Genomic DNA, 18577 nt, shown 5'->3' with positions numbered 1-18577 from the left:
CATGGCTGTACACCTGCCTCCCGAAGCGCTCAACGAATGGTTAGAAGCTGCGACCAAAGAGTTGGGACTCGACGCCACCGGCGTTGACATTGCCACGGTCTTGGATGTTGCCAAGCACGTTGCCCACGAGGTTGCCCGCCCGGCGGCTCCGTTGAGTACCTTCTTGCTCGGTGTTGCCTTGGGCAGCAGTAAGGGCGATCTTTCCGGCCTTGCCCAGCAGTTGGTTTCTCGTGCCCACCAATGGTCCGACGAGCATCCGGAAGATGACGCCTAATACGAACCAGTGTTCGAATTTTTCGCTTCAAAGTTCTGATTTCTTGTTGTGGAAAAGCCTGTAATCCCGGTTATTTTCGGCATATAATGAATATATGTTCGAAGACAAAGAAGTGTTCAGCACTAATGTCGAAGACGGAATTCCTGAGGGATCCAGCTTCGGTAGAACACCATGTCTCACGCCAGAAGAGCTGTCGTTAGTCAACATGGCTCTGCGCAACGATGACCCAACTTTTTCGGTGATCGCTCTTGAGAAAGTTGAATCTCAAATTTCATTCCTCGGTTCGGTTCAGGCTCGTCTTGCAGCCCATATGGATGAAGGCAACGAGACATCGCCGGGCAAACCGGCCACGGCAAAACAGCGCGGAACAGCAAGCCAGATAGCCTTGGCACGCAAGCGCTCACCTCATGCCTCCCTGGCTTACGTTCGTCGCATGCGCTTTTTGATCTCGGACATGCCCTACCTGTTTTCCCGGTATCAGCTTGGAGACTTTGGCGAGAAGCTGATCATGTCAATCTTGAGCCCGCTAGAAGACGTCAGCCGGTCAGAGCGACAGGAGTTTGACCGGTTTTTTGCCGACAATCCTTCAATGTTTGATTCAGCTTCTACTCATGAGGCCCATGACATTGCGCAAAAGACCGTGGATCAGATCCGCGGGGAAGAGCGCGATGAAGAAATTGAACGCAAGGCGAAGCATCGTGGTGTTGCCTTCTTCAAAGGCAAAGACTGCATCAACATGAACGTGAAGTTGCCCATCGAGGTCGGTGTAGCAATTGAAGATGCCCTTGAGCATGAAGCCCAGAAGGCTAAAAAAGGCGGAGATCCGCGCACCATCAAACAGCTGAAGGTCGACATTCTGGTATCCAAGCTCGCCGGCCATCCCGCCGACATGCCTCTGCCCATCAAGCTCCACGTCAATCTTGTGATGACGGATATGGCTTTGCTGATGGACGGAAAAGATCCGGCGTCAGTTTCTGGATACGGCAGTGTTCCGGCCAAATATGCGGCCCGACTCTTTGATAGCTATAACGAGTTGGATGACCACACTCCAACTTCGGAACTTGATCAGCTACGCAGGCGGATCAGGGCATTTCCATCCATCCGGCGGCTCTACGTTTTGCCTAAAGGTCAAGATTTGGTCGCCATGGACTCCAAGGAACGCCTCTTCAAGGGTTCACTGCGTAAGCTGCTGGAACTCAGAGATCCTTACTGTCGGACTCCCTATTGCAACAACAAGCCTAGACAAGCAGATCACGTTGAGCAGCATTGCAAAGGTGGAAAAACCTGCTCCATCAACGGTTGCATGAAGTGCGGTTACTGCAATCTAGCCAAGGAAGCTCCCGGATGGACCGAAAAAGTCATTCAGGAAACTCCACACAAGATCAAGATCAGTCCACCAGGAGCAGTCGAGTACGAATCTACTGCACCTCCACTGATCGGGTTGGCCAGACTGGAAAGCAAACTCACCGAAGTGATTGAAACTCGGAAAGTTGAAACGATTCCGAGTGATAGTCGTCAATTCATCATCCGGTTCCCGGATGCCTCCTAAGATCTTCACGCACTAGGCGTTCATTGGTGATGCCCTGCCCACGGTAGACTCGACAACTATGGCTATCGGCGCGACTATGCACACTTTTGACGTTCAACTTGCTGATGTAGATCGCGGGGTATACGAGGATCTTTCACTGCGCGTCGCGCAGCACCCCTCTGAGACCGATGCTTACATGATCACCCGAGTACTCACCTATTGCTTGGAGTACGAAGAAGGAATCACTTTCTCTGCTGGTGGCGTTTCAACTGGTGAAGAACCCGCAATTCTTGTCAAAGACCTCACGGGACTCATCACCGCCTGGATCGAGGTTGGCGCGCCAGATGCGCAGCGCTTGCACCTTGGAAGCAAGCGAGCAGACCGCACCGCAATTTACACTCACCGAGATCCAGCAAAGTTACTGGCATCTTGGCGAGGCAAGACGATCCACCAATCTTCTGAGATTCGGTTCCGATCTTTTGACCCCCAATTTGTTGATGAGGCAGTACGTTGCCTGACCCGTCGCAACACCATGTCGGTATCGGTCACTGAAGGCCAGATCTATTTCGAACTGAACGGAACAAATCTGGAAACCCAGATCAGCGAGCACATCATCGAGTAGTAAAGATTAATCTCCGATTCAACTGCTCTTGAATTGGAGGCCATCAGAGCGCGGAAGTATGGCCGGTGTTCATCAATGACACCGAAGGAAGTCCATCATGAAACTGCGCAGCATTACTTTGGGAACTGCAACGCTTTGCTTGGTTGCCTCACTGTCCGCACCAGCAATGGCCGCTGAAATCAAGTCTTCAGATTCTTCGCCGCTGGTAATCGGCCACCGCGGTGCTGCCGGTGTGGCACCGGAAAACACCTTGGAAGCCCTGAAAGCAGGAAGTCAGTCCGGAGCTGAATTTGTCGAAATTGATGTTCAGCTTTCCAAAGATGGGGTGCCGTTCATCTTCCACGACGGAACCCCAGCCCGCACCACAAATGTCGAAGAGGTTTTCCCGGATCGCGCCAACGATCCCATCACCTCGTTCACCTGGGACGAGCTCCAGCAGCTGGATGCCGGATCCTACTTCTCGGGCAAGTTTGTCGGGGCCAAGATTCCACACTTCGATGATGTTCCTAGCGTGCTGACCGGCGGCACCGGCGTCTTCATCGAGATCAAAGATCCTGCCTCATCGCCAGGCGTAGAGCAGGTTGTTGCCGATGCGCTGGCAAAAGACACCGAATGGAAGGCGCTGCTAGCTGCCAACAAGATCGAGGTACTGGGTTTTGACGCGGCATCCAACGAGCGTTTTGCGCAGCTGGCTCCGCAGGTGCCATTGCAGCAACTGACGGGAACTGTTCCTTCGGCACAAGAACTTGAGCACTACGCAACTTACGCTGATGCCTTCGGCACCAGCTACCGCACTCTGGACGCCGCTGGCGCGCAACGAGTTAAGGACGCAGGTCTGGGCTTGGGTGTGTACACCGTTGACTCTGAGGAAGTTGTCGATGACGCTTTGGAACTGGGCGTTGAGCGAATTACCGGTGACTTCCCGGCACAGATCGATCGTCACCTGAATGGCAAGAAAGTTTTCCCAGCCAATAACGGTGTGCTGATTTCTGATGCGTTGAACGATGCTCCAGGAAGTGACGTGACTCCTGAAAACGGCGAGTACGTTGTAGTGGAAAATACCGGTCAGCGGACCGTCGATGTCAGTGGCTACCTGATCCGCGATGCGGCTAACAACAAGCTGCAGATTGGCGATGGCTACGTATTGGAGCCAGGGCAGAAGCTGCGCGTGTACTCCGGTCCAGGTACCAACAGTGACGAAGCGTTCTACGTTGATGGTCCCGGTGTGCTGAACAATGGGGGAGACTCGTTGGCTCTGTGGGATGCCAAGGGCAAGCTCACTGATTTGTTCTCCAACTAGCTTGCAATAGCTTTTTGGGCAAAGCAAAACCCCGTAGATTCAATGAATCTACGGGGTTTTCTTGGCGGTGACGGTGGGATTTGAACCCACGGTACGGGGTTACCGTACACAACATTTCGAGTGTTGCACCTTCGGCCGCTCGGACACGTCACCAGACCTGATAACTCTATACCGAACCAAAGGTGAATACAAAAACGGAGGCCAGATATTCGCGCTGAAGTGGCTCGAAACACACCTGGCTGATGTTTTAGCTTCGTTTGCTCCGGAAGAATTCGCGCAGAAGCTCTGCACATTCTTGTTCTTTGACTCGTGAATAGACTTCGACCCAGTGGTTCAGTCGTGGTTCGCGAACGATGTCGAAGACCGAACCGCAGGCGCCGGCCTTTTCATCCCAAGCGCCAAAAACAAGTTTGGGGATTCGAGCCAGGACAATTGCTCCGGCACACATGGCACAAGGTTCTAGGGTGACCACCAAGATGCAGTCGGTTAGTCGCCAACCATCGTCGTCGCCGCGTTCTTCCAAGGCCCGGACCGCTTCACGAATGGCCACCACTTCGGCATGCGCCGTGGGGTCTTTGACCGCTTCGCGTTGGTTGCGTCCGGTGGCCAGAACTTGACCTTCGGGGGAGAGGATCACTGCGCCGATGGGGACATCGTCTGTGGCTAGCGCGGCGCGTGCCTCACCCAGAGCAAGGTCCATCCAAGCATCGTATTCGTGCACCATAGTGCTTTTACTTTACGTGCTAGCGCGTGATTCCTGTTTCTTTGGGCACATCATTATCCTTTAAGTGCGGAAAATCGGGGATTTCTATCGATTCAACTATGACGGTGCTGATAGATTTCTACTTATGCGCGTACAGGTAGTCGACCACCCGCTGGTGGCACACAAGGTTTCAGTTCTTCGAGATAAGAACACCCCATCTCCGATCTTCCGTCAGCTCACTGACGAACTGGTCACCCTGCTGGCCTACGAGGCAACCCGCGAGGTGACGACCGAAAGCATTCAGGTTGAAACCCCAGTTGCTACCACTATCGGTACTGCAATTGCCAAGCCGACCCCATTGGTTGTTCCGATCTTGCGCGCCGGTCTGGGCATGCTCGAAGGCATGACTCGTCTGGTGCCAACCGCAGAGGTTGGCTTCTTAGGCATGGCTCGCAACGAGGAAACCCTGGACATCATCACCTACGCTGACCGCGTTCCAAACAACCTGACTGGCCGTCAGGTATTTGTTCTGGATCCAATGTTGGCTACCGGCGGCACCCTGGCTGAAGCGATCAAGTTCATCTTCGATCGTGGCGCCGAATCGGTGACTTGCATCTGCCTGATCGCTGCCCCTGAGGGCGTGGCCCGTTTGGAAGAAATCCACGGTGGCGACAACCGCGTGCACATTGTGCTTGCTTCGTTGGACGAGAAGCTGAACGAAAAGTCCTACATCATTCCTGGCCTTGGTGATGCCGGTGACCGCCTGTACGGTGTCACCCCACCGATCGTCTAAGTAGTTTTCAGCAGTAGCCCACAGGCCACGGTCACTAGACCGTGGCCTGTGGTGTTTGCTCGTCCGACTCGTCGACGTCGGCTAGCGGCAGTCGTACTTCGAACACGGTATTGCCCGGTTCAGAGGTGACCGAGATGCTGCCACCGTGCGCCTCGACGATGCTCTTGGCAATCGGCAAACCTAGACCGGTGGTGCCGTCCGAACCCGAGCGTGCGGTGTCTGCCCGGGTGAAACGTTCAAAGACCCGAGGCAAGAACTCCGGTGCAATACCTTCACCGGTGTCATGCACCTCAAGCACTGCCTCGTCGGTCTCGTCATCCTGATCTACCGTCACCGTTACGGTATTGCCTGCCGAGGTGTGTTTACGTGCATTGGCCAAGAGGTTGGTGATCACGCGGCGTAATGACGTGGAGTCGGCAAAGACGATGGTCTGCTCGGCCAGGGATTCGAATTCCCACTGGTGATCGCTGGCGGTCAGTTTAAAATCTTCGGTGATGTCTGCGGTCAGCGTGCTCAAATCTAGGTTGCTGCGCTTAAACGAATTTTCTTCGTCCAAACGAGCCAACAGCAAGAGATTCTCCACCAGCGATCCCATTCGGCTGCTTTGCTGCAACACCCGGTCAACGGAGCGTTGTCCGTCGGGGGAGAAATGCTCGGTGGCGGATAGCAGCTCGGTGTAACCGCGAATTGAGGACAGCGGGGTACGTAACTCGTGCGAGGCATCGGCAACAAACTGTCGCATCTGGGCCTGAGACTTTTCGCGTGCGGTCAGGGCCGTGGAAACGTTGCTGATCATCGCGTTCAGTGCGTTGCCAACGTTGCCCACCTCGGTTCCTGGCACAGCATCCTCAACCGGTACACGTTGGGTCAAGGCCACCTTGCCCGAATCTAGATCCTCGGCGGCCACCGACTCGGCGACTGAAGCAACACGTTTAAGCGAGGCCAGTGAGCGGGAGATAAGCCACGAGCCAGCCAGTCCGGCACCAGCAATCAAGATCAGTGCAATAAACAGGGTCAGCCAAGCCATGCCACGCAGCGCCATATCCGTGCTGTGCAACGGCAGACCGACGATCAGGATCCCATTGGACCCGGAGTCTTTGACCGCGACCAGGTAGTAGTCGCCAACGGTTAGGTGGGCACGTACGGGATGGAATTTTCCGTCTCCGTGGGTATCGCTGAGTTCTAGGTCCACCATCGGAATCGCGTCTTCTTGGCTCAGCTGCTGCAACTCACCGGTGCGTTCGTCGAGCACACCACCGTTGAAGACGTACTTGTCCACAAAGCGTGCGGTCAGCGTACCGGCGGACTGTCCCGGAGCGTCCAGACGTGAGTTCACCGCTGGTGCGCCTTGGGAGTAGTTCAGCGCCCGCTCGGTGGTCAATCGCAGTTGGCTATTGAGCTGGTCCATCAACGTCTGGCGCATGCCGGCGTTATAGAGCACACCCAAAAGTACCGAGACAGCCGTGAGTGAAGTGAGCAGGATCAGCAGCAGTTTGCGCTGCAGGGAGTGTGGCGAACCTACGTTGGTGCTGGGGGAGAAACGACTCATGCCGCCGGCTTCAGGACGTAGCCCACGCCACGTACGGTGTGGATCATTGGCTCTGCGTCAACGTCGATCTTCTTGCGCAGGTAGGAGATGTAGAGCTCGACAATATTTGCCTGCCCGTCAAAGTCATAGTGCCAGACGTTGTCCAAGATCTGGGACTTGGAAACCACGCGACGGGCGTTGCTCATCAGGTAGCTGAGCAGATCAAACTCGGTGGCGGTCAAGGAGATTTCGCGTCCCGCGCGGGAGACATCGTGCGAGTCCATGTTCAGCACCAGATCGCCGACCACTAGTTCAGCGGAGTCCGCTGCCGCGGCGCCCGAACGCTCAACCAAACGGTGCAGTCGGATCAGTACTTCTTCGAGGCTGAACGGCTTGGCGACGTAGTCGTCGGCTCCGGCGCCTAGGCCCTCGATGCGGTCTTCGACGGCATCCTTAGCTGTGAGGAACAGGACGGGGATTTCAGGGAAATGGGTGCGGACCTTGCGAAGTACTTCTGGGCCGTCAAAACCTGGCAGCATCCAGTCCAAAACCAGTACGTCGGGGGCCAGAGAGCGGGCGGTGGCTACGGCTTCTGGGCCGTCGTGAGCCATGGTGGCTTCCCAACCAAGCATGCGGGTACCCATGGAGACCAGTTCGGCCAGCGATGGTTCATCGTCTACAACAAGGACTTTGATGGCAGTGCCATCAGGGTGGGTGAGGCGGGGCAGCTGCGAAGGTGAAAACCGAGAATCATTCATGTTTAACAGCGTCTCCTATTGCCTTGGGGTAAGAATATGTTTTTACTGTGCGCCAGCTATGACTGTATGTCGAGTTTATGCAGGATTTTTGCTAACGGGAGGTACTTAATTTGGTCAAGGGTAGTGATCGACGAATGATTGAAGTGTGGACTGCGTGTTGTCGTGAATGAATATTCACGCCCCTGAATAGGGTAGTCAGTATGTTCGGTCGAAGTAAAAGTCTTGAGCATATTGAGTAGTTAAGCGCTTAGATAGTCAAGAAATGTCTAAAGTGGTGTGTATCACCTTTGAACGTATTTGTCTCACTATGTGGACATTGCCATAGTTTGTTACTTGCAAGTTGACAATGTTACGAGGAAACTAGAGGTGTGAGTACGGCGCAGAACAGCAAAAAGCATCCCGACGGACAGTCGTGGTTTGCCGATGCAACTTGTAATCGAATGCTCGGCGTCGGCGGCTAAAAGATGAATTTACGGTTCGTTCGTAAATAGAAATCGGAAAGTCGCTGACGGGAAACCCAACTGCTGAACGTGGACGAAGGCCATGAACGGCGCAAGCAAAACCCGAAGCACGAGCGCCAGACCACTTGGCCTTCGCACTAAAAGAGGAAAACATTATGTCGGCTGGATCCGGATACGTCCACGTTTCAATTCGCAACGCGCAGAACCGCGCAGCTGCTGCACAGCGTCAGGCTGCTGGCAACTATGCACCAGCGGGATATCGTCCCCTGCGCGCAGTTTCTAACACCCCAGAAACTCGTGAACCATCCCATCAGCCGACCACCACTGCCGTGCAGTCCACCGGTCAGGCCACCGCCGACACTTCGGCTCGCGGCTTTGTACTGTACGTAGGACTTGATGAAGCGGCAGCTCAGGCGCAGGGTACTTCGCTGGGCAAGCTGGCAACTCAGGTTCGCGCCTTCCTCGCCACCCTTTCTCCTCAGGCTCAGACCCACGCCGCCGTGGCACTGGCTCCAACCAGCGCGCAGGGTGAGCCAATTGACGTTGTACGTCAGGCGCTGGGAGACCCAACCGTCTCACGCCGTCCACGTGCCGAAGCTCGTCCAAGCACCCCACGCCCATCGGGTGTACTGATCGACCTTTCGCGTCGCGAAGTCTACCTAGACGGCGAAACCTTGAATCTGACTTTCAAGGAATTTGAACTGCTCAACTTCCTGGTTGAAAACGGCACCCGCACTGTGGGACGCGAAGAACTGCTGGAAAACCTATGGCGCAATGCCGAAGAGGTACCCAACGAACGCACCATCGACGTACACATCCGTCGCCTGCGCTCCAAGCTAGGTCGCCTAGCTAATACCGTGCGCACCGTGCGCGGTCAGGGCTACCGCTTCTACGAGCACCCAGAAGTTGTTGTTTGGGCAGCGCCTGAATACTCCATCTAATTGCACCACCTGGCAACGGCGGGCAAACCGTATTCGGTTTGCCCGCCGCTGCTGTCTTAAGCTGGGAAGATGAACACCATGCAATCGCGCAAGCTCATCCTCATGCGTCACGCCAAAGCCGACTACCCGCTGGGTGTGAGCGATCATGAGCGACCGCTGGCATCGCGCGGGCATCGTGAAGCTCCAGCGGCCGGTGCCTGGCTAGTAGAGAACAATCTGGTGCCGGACTATATCCTGTGCTCCGATGCGCTGCGAGCTCGATCCACCTGTGCATGGGTGCTCTCAGAGCTTGGTGAAAAGGGGCCCACGCCCTACGTGGACTCGCGGATTTATGGTGCCGGTGTTGCGAAGCTGTGCTCCATTATCAATGAGGTGCCCGATACGGTCAGCACACTCTTGGTGATTGGCCACCAGCCGGTGCTTCAGGACCTTGCCCTTCGACTTGCCTCGGTGGACTCCGACGAGGAGGCCGTGTACGAGCTGGCCATGGACTATCCAACGCTGGGAACAACGGTGCTTGAAACCAGCCATTCGTACTCGCAGTTGGACTCTCGCGATGCAAATATTACCCATTTCTTCGCACCACGACCCGCATGAGAGTACTCTCACCAAGTTTTTTCTTATCGCCTAGTCACCGGCTAATTATCCGATGATCTGCGGTTATGAGAGGCAGATGAAAGCCGTCTCATCGGATGTAGGTGAACCCACCAGCGGGAGTTCATCTTGGGTTAACCATTACTCGATTCACTGAGAACTGTTGGCGAAAGCGCCAATGCCGGAACACGTTGAACGTGGACCGGGACTCGGGTGAAAAGGAAATGGGATCATGGCCGCCATCGCACAATCGCTTCCGCTGCAGAGCACCGAAGCTCGCAATGAACTACAGCAGCCCATCGACGCACAGCGCGCGAGCCGTATTCGTGCTGCCTACACCACGCGGTTTGTTGCCGCGCAGCTACAACGCAACCCGCAAGACTTCCAGATCGTGCGCCGTGCAAATATGGTCCCCAGCGCCGGGGACGTGGTGATCGCCAAGGTCACCGAGCTGGGCAAACACCTGCGTTTGCAATCTCCGACCTCGCGCCGACAGCTCATGTTTGTCGGTCAAGAAATCATGGTGGCGTACGGGCACCGCTACGCACCGGATCAGTTCCTGGCTCATGTTCCAAACAACCTTGGACCGTGCCAGTTGGTGGCCGGCGGGGGCGTGGCCAGCGAAGTGATCGAACAGCACGCCTCCATCGATAAGGCCACAGCTCTTGAACCGGTGGGGCTGTTGTTGCGGCACGGCCAGGTAGTGAACCTGCGAGACTTTGCTCCGCTGGATATCCATAATGAATCGGCACAGGCCGCGCAGGTTGGAGCCAAGCGACCTCCGGTCATCGCTGTGCTGGGAACGTCGATGAACTCCGGAAAATCCACCACTTTGGGGTGCCTGGTCAACGGGTTGGTCGACGCTGGGCTGAACATCGCGGCCGGTAAAGCTACCGGAACCGGCGCGGGCAATGACCCTGATTTGTTCACCGACGCAGGCGCCTTTAGCGTCTGCGACTTCACCGACTTTGGATTCCCAACCACCTACAAACTGGATTACGAAACGGTTCGCTCGCTGCTGGTGGCGATGATCCGTGAGCAAAGCGCTACCGGTGCCGATGCGGTCATCATCGAGATCGCTGACGGGCTTTTCCAGGGTGAGACCTCGCGATTGTTGGCCGATCCGATCTTCGCCGAGCATATCGACAGGGTAGTTTTCAGTGCCCAAGATGCCTTGGGAGCCCAAGCGGGAGAGCGCATCTTATTGGAGGTCGGGCTTGATGTTGCTGCCGTCTCCGGAGTGGTGACCGCCTCCCCGCTGGCCGCCCAAGAGGCGCAGAATCAGCTATCCACCGCGGTGATCGGCACCTACGATCTATGCCAAGCCGAGGTAGCCACCAGCTTGCTGCCTACACGTTAGGTGGCGAAGTTGAGCAAAATGCAGGTGGCGCTGCCGCCATTACTCGCAGGGAAACGCCGAATACTGCTGGCCGGGCTGCTGAGTCTGGGGATCATTGCCGGCCTGATATCCATCATCATTTCTTGGCTGATCGGACAGCTCACCACCACAGTGAGCAGCACAATGCTTGGGGCGGTAGTGGGGTTGATCCTCGGATTTTTTGCCGCCACATATGCGCAGCGGGTACTGGCCGAGAAGCTGGGCCAACACTATGTGGCGCAGCTGCGCCGCGGGTTGATCTCTCACGCTTTGCGCAGTGCACGGGGGCCTTCGGCGGGTATCACCATCGCCCGATCCACGAATGATCTCTCATCTATCCGTAACTGGATTGTGCAGGGAATGGTGCCGCTGGTGGCAGGAGCGCCGTTGCTGGTTCTCAGCGGGGTTGGGCTGTGGATGTTGCACCCATTGTTGGCCGGGAGCCTAGGGGTGACACTGGTGTTGGAGGTCGTCTTTTTGCTGGCCTTGGCACCGGGGACTTTTGGCAGTGCTCGGAGGTTGCGGAAAAACCGTGGTTATTTGGCAGCCCGAATTTCCGACACGGTTGCTGCGCGGACTGCCATTAGCGCTGGGGGAGGCATCGACCGCGAGGTCAGTCGGGTGCAGGACTCTTCACAGAAAGTGATCGATTCCTCGGTGCAGCGCGCCCGATTTGCTGGGGCCTTACGTGCAAGTGCGCTGGCGGTACCGCTGCTGGGGACTGCCTTGATGGTCGGTGCTGCGTCGTTGCTTGGGCTGGAAAGCTCTGCCGTGGCCACGGCGCTGACCCTGATTGGGATCTGCGCCGGGGCGCTGGGGGAATGGGGCAAAGCGGTGGAGTACCGGCAGAACTACAAGGCCGGCCGGCGCATCATTGCTCCCTTGCTACAGCAGGAGGAACAGTGGCGAAAAGCTGATGAACAATCGTTGAGCACTCGTGATGCCAAGGAGCTGCTGGGGCAGCGCGCCGTGGTGCGGATTCAGTTGCCTTACCATACTGACGCCCTTGGTCTGCCACCTTACCCAGTTTTGCGTGTCCAGCCCGGTGAACGCATCGCGCTACAGGGCAACAACTGGCAGCGGGCCGCGTTACTTGAATCAATTGCCACCGGCAACCTTGATCAGTGTGGCGACCCGAATGCTGGAGTGTGGATTGCCGAAGGACGCAGCGAAGATTTGCCCCCAAGCCAGCGACGCAAACTGGTGGGCTCAGCCCTCGAAGCGATGGTGCCCGAACGTGGCACCCTGGCGCGGGCCTTGCGTTACCGTCATCCCGGGGCCTCACTAACTAAAGCACTGAAATTGGCGGAGGAGTGTGGGCTTGACCTGACGCAGTTACCAGAGCGGGATCAAACCCGACTTCGTCGTGGCGGAAAGCCACTGGAGCGAAGTCAGCAGGCAGCCCTTTTGGTGGCTCGTGCCTTATTGCGCGAACCGCCGGTGCTGGTGATCGATGAGTTGCTGACCCGTCTACCGCATAGCGCATACCCGGGCGTGGTGCAGCGGGTCAACAACTATCCGGGCGTGGTGATTTATGCCGGAGACTTGCCGGGAATTAATCCGACTAGTTCTTGGCAGGCGGCGCAGTTGCCAGCAAGCCATCAACGATGAGCAGTACTGAGCGCACCATCTGATCGCGCCCCAGTTCATCGCTGCGCGTCGTGCTCATGCGTGCGTTGAAAAGTGTCGCACCAAAAATGGTGGTGGCTACTGGCAGCTTTTCTGCTTTGGGCAGTTTCACCAAGCGCTCGAGGACTTCGATGAGCAAGGTGGTGACCTGAGAGTGCAACGAGGTGGCTGGGAAGTCGCTGGCGGTGTCGGCGCTGAGCTGCTCTTGCATCCACAGTTGAACAAATGCCGGGTAGCTGGCCACGAAGTCCATGGAGAATTCCAGCATTTTCTTGAACGCTTGATAGGGATCAGCGCAGGCGGCTGCCTGACTGAGCCCATCAAGGAGTTTCTGCGCACCAAAGTTCAGGATCTGGCTGACCAGTTCGTCCTTGGAGCCATAGTTGTAATACACGGTTCCTTTAGACACTCCGGCTGCCGAAGCGATTTCATCGACCGACACCGCGTCGGGGGAACGGGTGCCCAGCAGTTTCATGGCAGCTTCAAAAAGCCGTTCCTTGGAACTGGTGGCGCGCACCCGTTGGCGCTGGGCTGGGATGGCTGTCAATCTTTCAACTCCGGTTGCAGGGTCTTCAAGGTCCAAGTTTTGTTCTTGCGCACGGCCAGCATGCTTAGCAGTAATCCTAGGGCGGTGTAGGCGAGCAAGGATCCGATGATGCCCGAGAGCACGCCCAGATCGGCACCGTAGACCAGGTGACGCAAGCCCAGTACCACGTTGCCCATGGGCAAGATTTGGTGCAGGAATTGCAACGGTTCTGGCAAGGTCTGCCATGGGAAGGTACCACCGGCGGTGATCAGCTGCAGCACCATGAGCACCAATACGAGGAACTTACCCGCGGTGCCCAGCAACGCGAAGAATCCTTGGATCAGGGCACTGAAGCATAGGGCCGCGAGGACCAGTAGCAGCCAAGCCATCCATGGGTGCGCCGTGTTCAGGCCCAGACCGAAGTGCACCGCAGCGTAGAGCATGCTGGTCTGCACCACGGCAATGGCTGCAAAGGGAAGCCAGCCGCCGATCGAAATCTTCCAGTTACTACCGTTGGATAGTAGCGCGCGCTTGGTGATCGGGCGCATCACCTGGGTCAGGACCAAAACACCCATGTAGGTTGCCAAGGTCATGAAGAATGGGGCCAAACCGGCACCGTAGGACTGGGCCTCGGCCTGTTTGACGTTATCAAGCGCTACCGGCGAACCGATGACATCGGCGAGCTTATCGCTGGTCTTTTGATCCGGGTTGGGTACCTGCTTTACACCATCATCAAGACCGCTGGCGAGATCGGAGGAACCGTCTTCAAGCTTGTTAGCGCCCTTGGACAGATCACCAACTCCGTCAGAAAGTTTCACGAGCCCACCGTGCAGTTGATCGGTACCGTCAACGAGGGAAGCGGCTCCGGTATCAAGGGTTTTGGCGCCGTCGGCAGCCTTGGCGGTGCCCTCTAGCGCGGAGGCTTGACCGTCGGCCAGTTTCTGAGCTCCGTCGTTGGCACTGTGCGCGCCGGTGGCCAGCTTGGCCGAACCATCGGCGGCGGTGGAAATACCGTCGACCAGAGATGGTACTGCGGCGTCCAGTTTTTGGGTACCGGCAGCCAAAGTACCCAGTCCGGTGGCAAGCTGCTTGTTGCCGTCGGCTACCTTCTCGGAGCCATCGGAGAGTGTATGCAGCTTCTGTTGCATGCTGGTCAGTCCGGAGTTGACCTCGTTCACCTTGGAATCCAGGGTGCTGGGCACAGTGGAATTCTCAACACTTTGGGTGACCGTGGATTCAACGGTTGTGGCTTGCTCTTCGGTCAAGGTGCCGTCGGCGACGAGCTTGTCCAGCTGTGCCTGAGTGTCGGTTTTGACGTTGTCCAGCTTTTTATCTGCGTCCGTTTGCAGCTGATCAATTACCGAGATGGCATCATCGGCGGTGGTAGCCAGTTGCTTGTTGCCGTCGGCGACCTGACGGGAGCCGGTGGCGAGCTGATCGGCCGCGCTCTTGGCGCTCTGCGCACCGTCGTTAAGCTGGTCCACCGAGCTTGGCAGCGCCTTGGTTTTGGATTCCATGGTGTTTAGTCCGGAGCTGAGCTTGTCCGCACCAGCGGCTAGTTCACTGGTGCCGTCGGCCAAATCGTTGGTGCCGTTGCTCAGCTTTTTCTGTCCGGCCAGTAGTTCCTGTAGACCGCCCGAGAGCTGGGCGGTGCCGCCCTTGAGCTTAACGCTGCCGTCGGACAGTTCGCTGCTGCCGTCAACTAATTTGGTGGTGCCATCGGCCAGGGTGAGAACACCGTCGCCGAGGCTCATCGTACCGTCGTAGAGTTTTTCGGCGCCGTCGGCGGCTTCGCCCATGGAATCGTGGATGTCCACAAAACCGGCAATCATCGCTGAGGCAGTTTCGGTTCCCACCTCTTCAGAGACGGAGGTGCGCACTTCGCCGGCGAGCGTGCGGGCGAAGTTGGAAACCATGAAGTTATTGGCGTCGTTGGTCAGCAGCTCAAGGTCTGCCTGGTCGGCGTCCTTAAAGTCGCCCGGGGAAACGAGGGCAGCGCTGAAGTTATCCGGCAGAACGAGTGCAAAGGCGTATTCGCCGCTGGCCACCGCGTCCTCGGCGTCTTTACGGGAGTCGAGGTGGGCCCAGCTGAAGGTGCCGTCCTCTTCGAGGTTGTCGACGACGCTATCACCAACGCGGGTGAACTCGCCGTCCTTTTTTGCGCCGTCATCGAGGTTGACCACAGCTGCGGTAACCTTGTCCAAGTTTCCCTGAGGATTCCAGTTGGCGTAGAGGTATAGGGCACCGTAAAGCAACGGGACACAGGTCAAAGCGATCAGCGCCAGTTTAGGCAGGGTGCCACGGGTCATGCGCTTAAGTTCAGAGAGCGCAAGTTGCAAAGTCGTCATTAGTTTTCCTTCGCTTCGCTGGTCTCAGCGGCGATTGGTTCGTCTTCACTGACCGGATCCTCATCGAGAGGAGCTTCTCTGGCTGATTCATCAGCAAGCGGTACCTGGTTTGTGGGTTCGGGAAGATCTAGGTCCAGTTCTTCTTGCACAAATTCTTCGCCGGAGAACTCTTCGTGCATTGGTTCGACCGCCGGAAGGGTCAGCTCAATGGGCTGCGCCGAGAGAGATCCGAGGTAACTCACCGGGCCATCCCAGCCGTAGGGAACATTGCTCACGATGGCCACCACAGCAAATTCGCGTGAGCTGGAAGCAAAATCGGCCAGCAGATCCATCCAGAGTTCGTCTTGCATATCGTGACGGTCTGGTGCATCGAGAACTAGCAGTTCCAACTTGGGGTTCTCAGCAGCCAGAAGTAGCTGTAGTTCCATGCGTTGTGCTGGGTCGATTGCGTCGGCCCATTCGCTGGCAACATCGCTGAAACCGTGCTCTTCCATCCACTTTTTGGGCCGAGGCTTGCGCCAAATGGGGCCGGGAACCAATGCAAGGTCTTCGCCGACTAGGTCACGGACCTTTAGGTGTGCTTCGGGCTCGTTGACTTCAGGGGAGTCGAGCAATGCGCTGTGCTGTCGCAGGGTTTTCAGTGAGTCTGAATGTCCCCAGGCCACCGTTCCGGTGGTTGGCTGCATCCGTCCGCTGAGCGCGAGGGCCAACGCGGTACGCGAAATCTGCGGGTCGGCAACAACTAAGAGAACTTCACCGCGGTCCACACGTAAAGAGGTGGGCGGCACTAGTTCTTCATGGCGGCCTTTGACGGTGACTGAATCTGCGATAAGCACAAAACCAGACTAATTGAACTGACCGGTCAGTTCAATTAGTGACTATATTCTTTTAATCACCTCTAGACGTAAACCGCTTGATGCCTTTGGATGGTTCTTGGGGTGGTCTCGCTAATGCAGGACAAAGTTCACCGGTGGTTCACCGAACTTTGATTACCTCGAGACCATAGCCATGGTTGCGATTACCTCGCCGCCTACGATCATCATCAGCTAAGGGAAAACATGAGCAAGAGGTCAACAACTCGCATTGCTGCAGTGTTCTTGGGAGGTGCCCTAGCGCTCTCATGCGTTTCGGTCGCCCAAGCGGACACTGTTGAAATTACCCCCATCGAACAGGTGCAAGGTACTGGAGCTAACTCGCCGATGGTAGGCAAGGACGCGACAGTGCGCGGTGTTGTCACCGGTGCCTATGCCGAGGGCGGGATTCGCGGATTTTATGTTCAGACCCCCGGCACCGGAGGCCAGTTGCCCACAGAAGGTAGCCCAGCGATCTTTGTCTATGGGCCTGATGAGGTTTCTTCGGTCCAAGTTGGAGACTATGTTCAAGTCGCCGGAAATGTCAGTGAATATTACGGGCTGACCCAGATCAAGGCCCAAGAAGTCACGCAGTTGAGCGAACCGGCCGAGAGCGTGAAGCCGTTGGCGGTGCCACTGCCTAATGGCGACGCGGCACGTGAACAGATCGAATCAATGCTCGTGGATCCGCAGGGAGATTTTACTGTCTCGGATAACTACTCGCTGAACCAGTACGGTGAGCTGAGCCTTGCGCAAGGAACCAGCTCAATCTTGCCCGGCGAAAAACTACTGCGTCAGCCTACCGATGTTTTTGCTCCCAATAGCGCAGACGCCAAAGCCTTGGCCGATGAAAATGAGCGGCGAGCCATTGTGGTTGATGATGGTGCCACCTTGAATTTCAGCACCGCCAAAAACACCTCCGTGGCTTTGCCATACATCGATGCCAAGCAGCGCGTGACCGTTGGCGCAAAAGCCACGTTCACCTCGGCGATGATCCTGGATTACCGCTACGACCTGTGGCGGCTGCAGCCGCAGGGACAAGTGATTGGTTCCAATGATGCTGATATCGCGCTGAACTTCGAGCAGATCAACAATGAAGCTCCCGAAGAGGTCGGCGGGAACGTGAGCGTCGGTAGCTTTAACGTGTTGAACTACTTCACTACTACCGGTGACCAGCTCGAAGGGTGCACCTACTACCGTGACCGTGAGGGCAACACGCTCACCGTTCGTCAGGGCTGTGATGCTCGTGGCGCCGCCAACGCGGAAAACTTCAACCGGCAGCAGTCCAAGATTGTTTCGGCGTTGAGCAAGTTCACCGCGGACGTAGTGGTTCTGGAAGAAATTGAGAACTCAGCGCGCTTCGGCGAAGATCGTGACGCGTCTCTGGCTCATCTTGTTGATCAGTTGAACGCGGCTGCTGGTAGCAAGGTATGGAACTTTGTTCCAAGCCCGGCAACTGTGCCAGCTGATGAGGACGTGATCCGCACTGCGATTATTTACCGTGCTCAGGCAGTGAAACCAATCGAGGAATCTGTGATCCTGCAGGATCCTGCGTTTGATAATGCACGTGATCCGCTAGGCCAAGCCTTCCAAAAGGTTGGTGGAAATCAGAACACCCGCTTTGTGGTGGTCGCAAACCACTTCAAGTCCAAGGGCTCCGGACCAAATGATGGTTCGGGCAACGTGGACTCTGGCAATGGCCAGGGTGCCTGGAACGCGGACCGTGTTGAGCAGGCCAAGGCCTTGGTGAAATTCACCGAGGATCTTAAGATCTCCCGCAATACCAAGAAGGTGCTGCTTGCAGGAGACTTCAACTCCTATGCCGCTGAGGATCCAATCCGGGTTCTCAAGGATGCTGGCTTCACCGATTTGGGAGCTGCAGCTGACTCGCAGAGCTATGTTTATGACGGATTGAGTGGTTCGTTGGACCACATTTTGGCTTCTCCGGAATTGGCTTCCAAGGTGACCGGTCAGGACATCTGGAACATCAACGCCATCGAATCTGTGGGCTACGAGTACAGCCGTCACAACTACAACATCACCGACTTGTTCACCGCAAATCAGTACCGCTCATCGGATCATGATCCGGTGTTGGTGGGACTTGAATTGAACAAGTAAGGCTAGTTTCTAGCAAACCGGAACGGCCAGGTGAACCTGCCAGCAAGGGGCACCTGGCCGTACTCGGTTTAAATTTGGGGTTGACAGAAAAATCGCTTCGTGGAGAATTGATGAAGACGTCTTGTGAGAGCGCTCACAAAACGAAAAGCGGAGCTGCTTTCATAACCATGGCAAGCAGGGTTCAGGGATGAACCCTATTCTTTTTGCCGTATTTTGAGAGCGCTC

The 18577-nt window shown here is 56.4% G+C and carries 16 protein-coding genes and 1 tRNA gene; 10 read left to right on the top strand and 7 right to left on the bottom strand.

Annotated elements, in window-relative coordinates; all coding sequences use genetic code 11:
• Position 1: 1 nt before the first annotated feature.
• The 4 genes from EYR88_RS14270 (at position 2) to EYR88_RS14255 (ending at position 3724) form a co-directional block, all read left to right on the top strand.
• Positions 2-274: a DUF6457 domain-containing protein gene (locus tag EYR88_RS14270; RefSeq protein WP_131090438.1), complete on the top strand. Its 273-nt coding sequence runs from the start codon at positions 2-4 to the stop codon at positions 272-274.
• 94 nt (positions 275-368) lie between these two features.
• Positions 369-1823 carry a hypothetical protein gene (locus EYR88_RS14265; RefSeq protein ID WP_131090437.1) on the top strand — a complete coding sequence of 485 codons (1455 nt, stop codon included), beginning with the start codon at positions 369-371 and terminating at the stop codon, positions 1821-1823.
• Between the two features lie 58 nt (positions 1824-1881).
• On the top strand, positions 1882-2424 hold the full coding sequence (locus EYR88_RS14260; protein ID WP_131090436.1) for a YaeQ family protein: 543 nt from the start codon (positions 1882-1884) through the stop codon (positions 2422-2424).
• Positions 2425-2521: 97 nt separating this feature from the next.
• Positions 2522-3724 carry a glycerophosphodiester phosphodiesterase family protein gene (locus EYR88_RS14255; protein WP_131090435.1) on the top strand — a complete coding sequence of 401 codons (1203 nt, stop codon included), beginning with the start codon at positions 2522-2524 and terminating at the stop codon, positions 3722-3724.
• Positions 3725-3786: 62 nt separating this feature from the next.
• Here EYR88_RS14255 and EYR88_RS14250 read toward each other — a convergent pair.
• Both EYR88_RS14250 and EYR88_RS14245 read right to left on the bottom strand, forming a co-directional pair.
• Positions 3787-3877: transfer RNA gene (locus EYR88_RS14250), tRNA-Ser, on the bottom strand.
• A 94-nt stretch (positions 3878-3971) separates the two neighbouring features.
• A complete protein-coding gene (locus tag EYR88_RS14245) occupies positions 3972-4448 on the bottom strand; it encodes a nucleoside deaminase (protein ID WP_131090434.1) in 477 nt (158 codons plus the stop codon).
• 124 nt (positions 4449-4572) lie between these two features.
• Here EYR88_RS14245 and upp point away from each other — a divergent pair, with 124 nt between their 5' ends.
• Entirely contained in the window at positions 4573-5220 is a 648-nt protein-coding gene (upp, locus tag EYR88_RS14240; RefSeq protein ID WP_131090433.1) for a uracil phosphoribosyltransferase, read from the top strand.
• Positions 5221-5254: 34 nt separating this feature from the next.
• Here the strand turns inward: upp and EYR88_RS14235 are convergent, their stop codons facing one another.
• Together EYR88_RS14235 and EYR88_RS14230 are read right to left on the bottom strand one after the other, a co-directional pair.
• The gene (locus EYR88_RS14235; RefSeq protein WP_131090432.1) at positions 5255-6769 is read right to left on the bottom strand and encodes a HAMP domain-containing sensor histidine kinase; all 1515 of its coding nucleotides are present in this window, start codon (positions 6767-6769) and stop codon (positions 5255-5257) included.
• Complete coding sequence (locus tag EYR88_RS14230) at positions 6766-7506, bottom strand: response regulator transcription factor (RefSeq protein ID WP_131090431.1); 741 nt, start codon at positions 7504-7506, stop codon at positions 6766-6768. The genes EYR88_RS14235 and EYR88_RS14230 overlap by 4 nt, the downstream gene beginning before the upstream one ends.
• A gap of 616 nt (positions 7507-8122) precedes the next feature.
• Here EYR88_RS14230 and EYR88_RS14225 point away from each other — a divergent pair.
• The 4 genes from EYR88_RS14225 to EYR88_RS14210 all read left to right on the top strand — a co-directional run bounded on the left by EYR88_RS14225 (position 8123) and on the right by EYR88_RS14210 (position 12491).
• On the top strand, positions 8123-8908 hold the full coding sequence (locus tag EYR88_RS14225; protein ID WP_131090430.1) for a winged helix-turn-helix domain-containing protein: 786 nt from the start codon (positions 8123-8125) through the stop codon (positions 8906-8908).
• Between the two features lie 69 nt (positions 8909-8977).
• Entirely contained in the window at positions 8978-9505 is a 528-nt protein-coding gene (locus tag EYR88_RS14220) for a histidine phosphatase family protein (RefSeq protein WP_131090429.1), read from the top strand.
• A 229-nt stretch (positions 9506-9734) separates the two neighbouring features.
• Positions 9735-10862 carry a DUF1611 domain-containing protein gene (locus EYR88_RS14215; protein ID WP_131090428.1) on the top strand — a complete coding sequence of 376 codons (1128 nt, stop codon included), beginning with the start codon at positions 9735-9737 and terminating at the stop codon, positions 10860-10862.
• Between the two features lie 18 nt (positions 10863-10880).
• Complete coding sequence (locus EYR88_RS14210; protein WP_242632619.1) at positions 10881-12491, top strand: ABC transporter ATP-binding protein; 1611 nt, start codon at positions 10881-10883, stop codon at positions 12489-12491.
• Here the strand turns inward: EYR88_RS14210 and EYR88_RS14205 are convergent.
• From EYR88_RS14205 to EYR88_RS14195, 3 genes are read right to left on the bottom strand one after another with little or no spacing between them, the layout of a single operon-like run.
• On the bottom strand, positions 12445-13056 hold the full coding sequence (locus EYR88_RS14205; protein WP_131090426.1) for a TetR/AcrR family transcriptional regulator: 612 nt from the start codon (positions 13054-13056) through the stop codon (positions 12445-12447). The genes EYR88_RS14210 and EYR88_RS14205 overlap by 47 nt on opposite strands.
• Positions 13053-15383 (bottom strand): YhgE/Pip domain-containing protein, encoded by a 2331-nt coding sequence (locus EYR88_RS14200; protein WP_131090425.1) that lies wholly within the window; start codon positions 15381-15383, stop codon positions 13053-13055. The genes EYR88_RS14205 and EYR88_RS14200 overlap by 4 nt, the downstream gene beginning before the upstream one ends.
• Positions 15383-16219: an ABC transporter ATP-binding protein gene (locus EYR88_RS14195; protein WP_131090424.1), complete on the bottom strand. Its 837-nt coding sequence runs from the start codon at positions 16217-16219 to the stop codon at positions 15383-15385. The genes EYR88_RS14200 and EYR88_RS14195 overlap by 1 nt, the downstream gene beginning before the upstream one ends.
• Before the next feature lie 222 nt (positions 16220-16441).
• On the opposite strand from EYR88_RS14195, the gene EYR88_RS14190 reads away from it, so the two are divergent.
• A complete protein-coding gene (locus tag EYR88_RS14190) occupies positions 16442-18352 on the top strand; it encodes an ExeM/NucH family extracellular endonuclease (protein ID WP_131090423.1) in 1911 nt (636 codons plus the stop codon).
• Positions 18353-18577 lie beyond the last annotated feature (225 nt).

The organism is Arthrobacter sp. S41, from assembly GCF_004320535.1.
Lineage (GTDB): Bacteria > Actinomycetota > Actinomycetes > Actinomycetales > Micrococcaceae > Glutamicibacter.
This window is presented reverse-complemented; position numbering and strand designations above follow the sequence as displayed.

What these genes read in the sequence shown, in the direction of transcription:
- EYR88_RS14270 (WP_131090438.1), top strand. Translation starts at nt 2, where the DNA reads ATGGCTGTACACCTGCCTCCCGAAGCGCTCAACGAATGGTTAGAAGCT.
- EYR88_RS14260 (WP_131090436.1), top strand. Translation starts at nt 1,882, where the DNA reads ATGGCTATCGGCGCGACTATGCACACTTTTGACGTTCAACTTGCTGAT.
- EYR88_RS14215 (WP_131090428.1), top strand. Translation starts at nt 9,735, where the DNA reads ATGGCCGCCATCGCACAATCGCTTCCGCTGCAGAGCACCGAAGCTCGC.
- EYR88_RS14230 (WP_131090431.1), bottom strand. Translation starts at nt 7,506, where the DNA reads ATGAATGATTCTCGGTTTTCACCTTCGCAGCTGCCCCGCCTCACCCAC.
- EYR88_RS14225 (WP_131090430.1), top strand. Translation starts at nt 8,123, where the DNA reads ATGTCGGCTGGATCCGGATACGTCCACGTTTCAATTCGCAACGCGCAG.
- EYR88_RS14235 (WP_131090432.1), bottom strand. Translation starts at nt 6,769, where the DNA reads ATGAGTCGTTTCTCCCCCAGCACCAACGTAGGTTCGCCACACTCCCTG.
- upp (WP_131090433.1), top strand. Translation starts at nt 4,573, where the DNA reads ATGCGCGTACAGGTAGTCGACCACCCGCTGGTGGCACACAAGGTTTCA.
- EYR88_RS14245 (WP_131090434.1), bottom strand. Translation starts at nt 4,448, where the DNA reads ATGGTGCACGAATACGATGCTTGGATGGACCTTGCTCTGGGTGAGGCA.
- EYR88_RS14265 (WP_131090437.1), top strand. Translation starts at nt 369, where the DNA reads ATGTTCGAAGACAAAGAAGTGTTCAGCACTAATGTCGAAGACGGAATT.
- EYR88_RS14200 (WP_131090425.1), bottom strand. Translation starts at nt 15,383, where the DNA reads ATGACGACTTTGCAACTTGCGCTCTCTGAACTTAAGCGCATGACCCGT.
- EYR88_RS14210 (WP_242632619.1), top strand. Translation starts at nt 10,881, where the DNA reads ATGCAGGTGGCGCTGCCGCCATTACTCGCAGGGAAACGCCGAATACTG.
- EYR88_RS14255 (WP_131090435.1), top strand. Translation starts at nt 2,522, where the DNA reads ATGAAACTGCGCAGCATTACTTTGGGAACTGCAACGCTTTGCTTGGTT.
- EYR88_RS14190 (WP_131090423.1), top strand. Translation starts at nt 16,442, where the DNA reads ATGAGCAAGAGGTCAACAACTCGCATTGCTGCAGTGTTCTTGGGAGGT.
- EYR88_RS14220 (WP_131090429.1), top strand. Translation starts at nt 8,978, where the DNA reads ATGAACACCATGCAATCGCGCAAGCTCATCCTCATGCGTCACGCCAAA.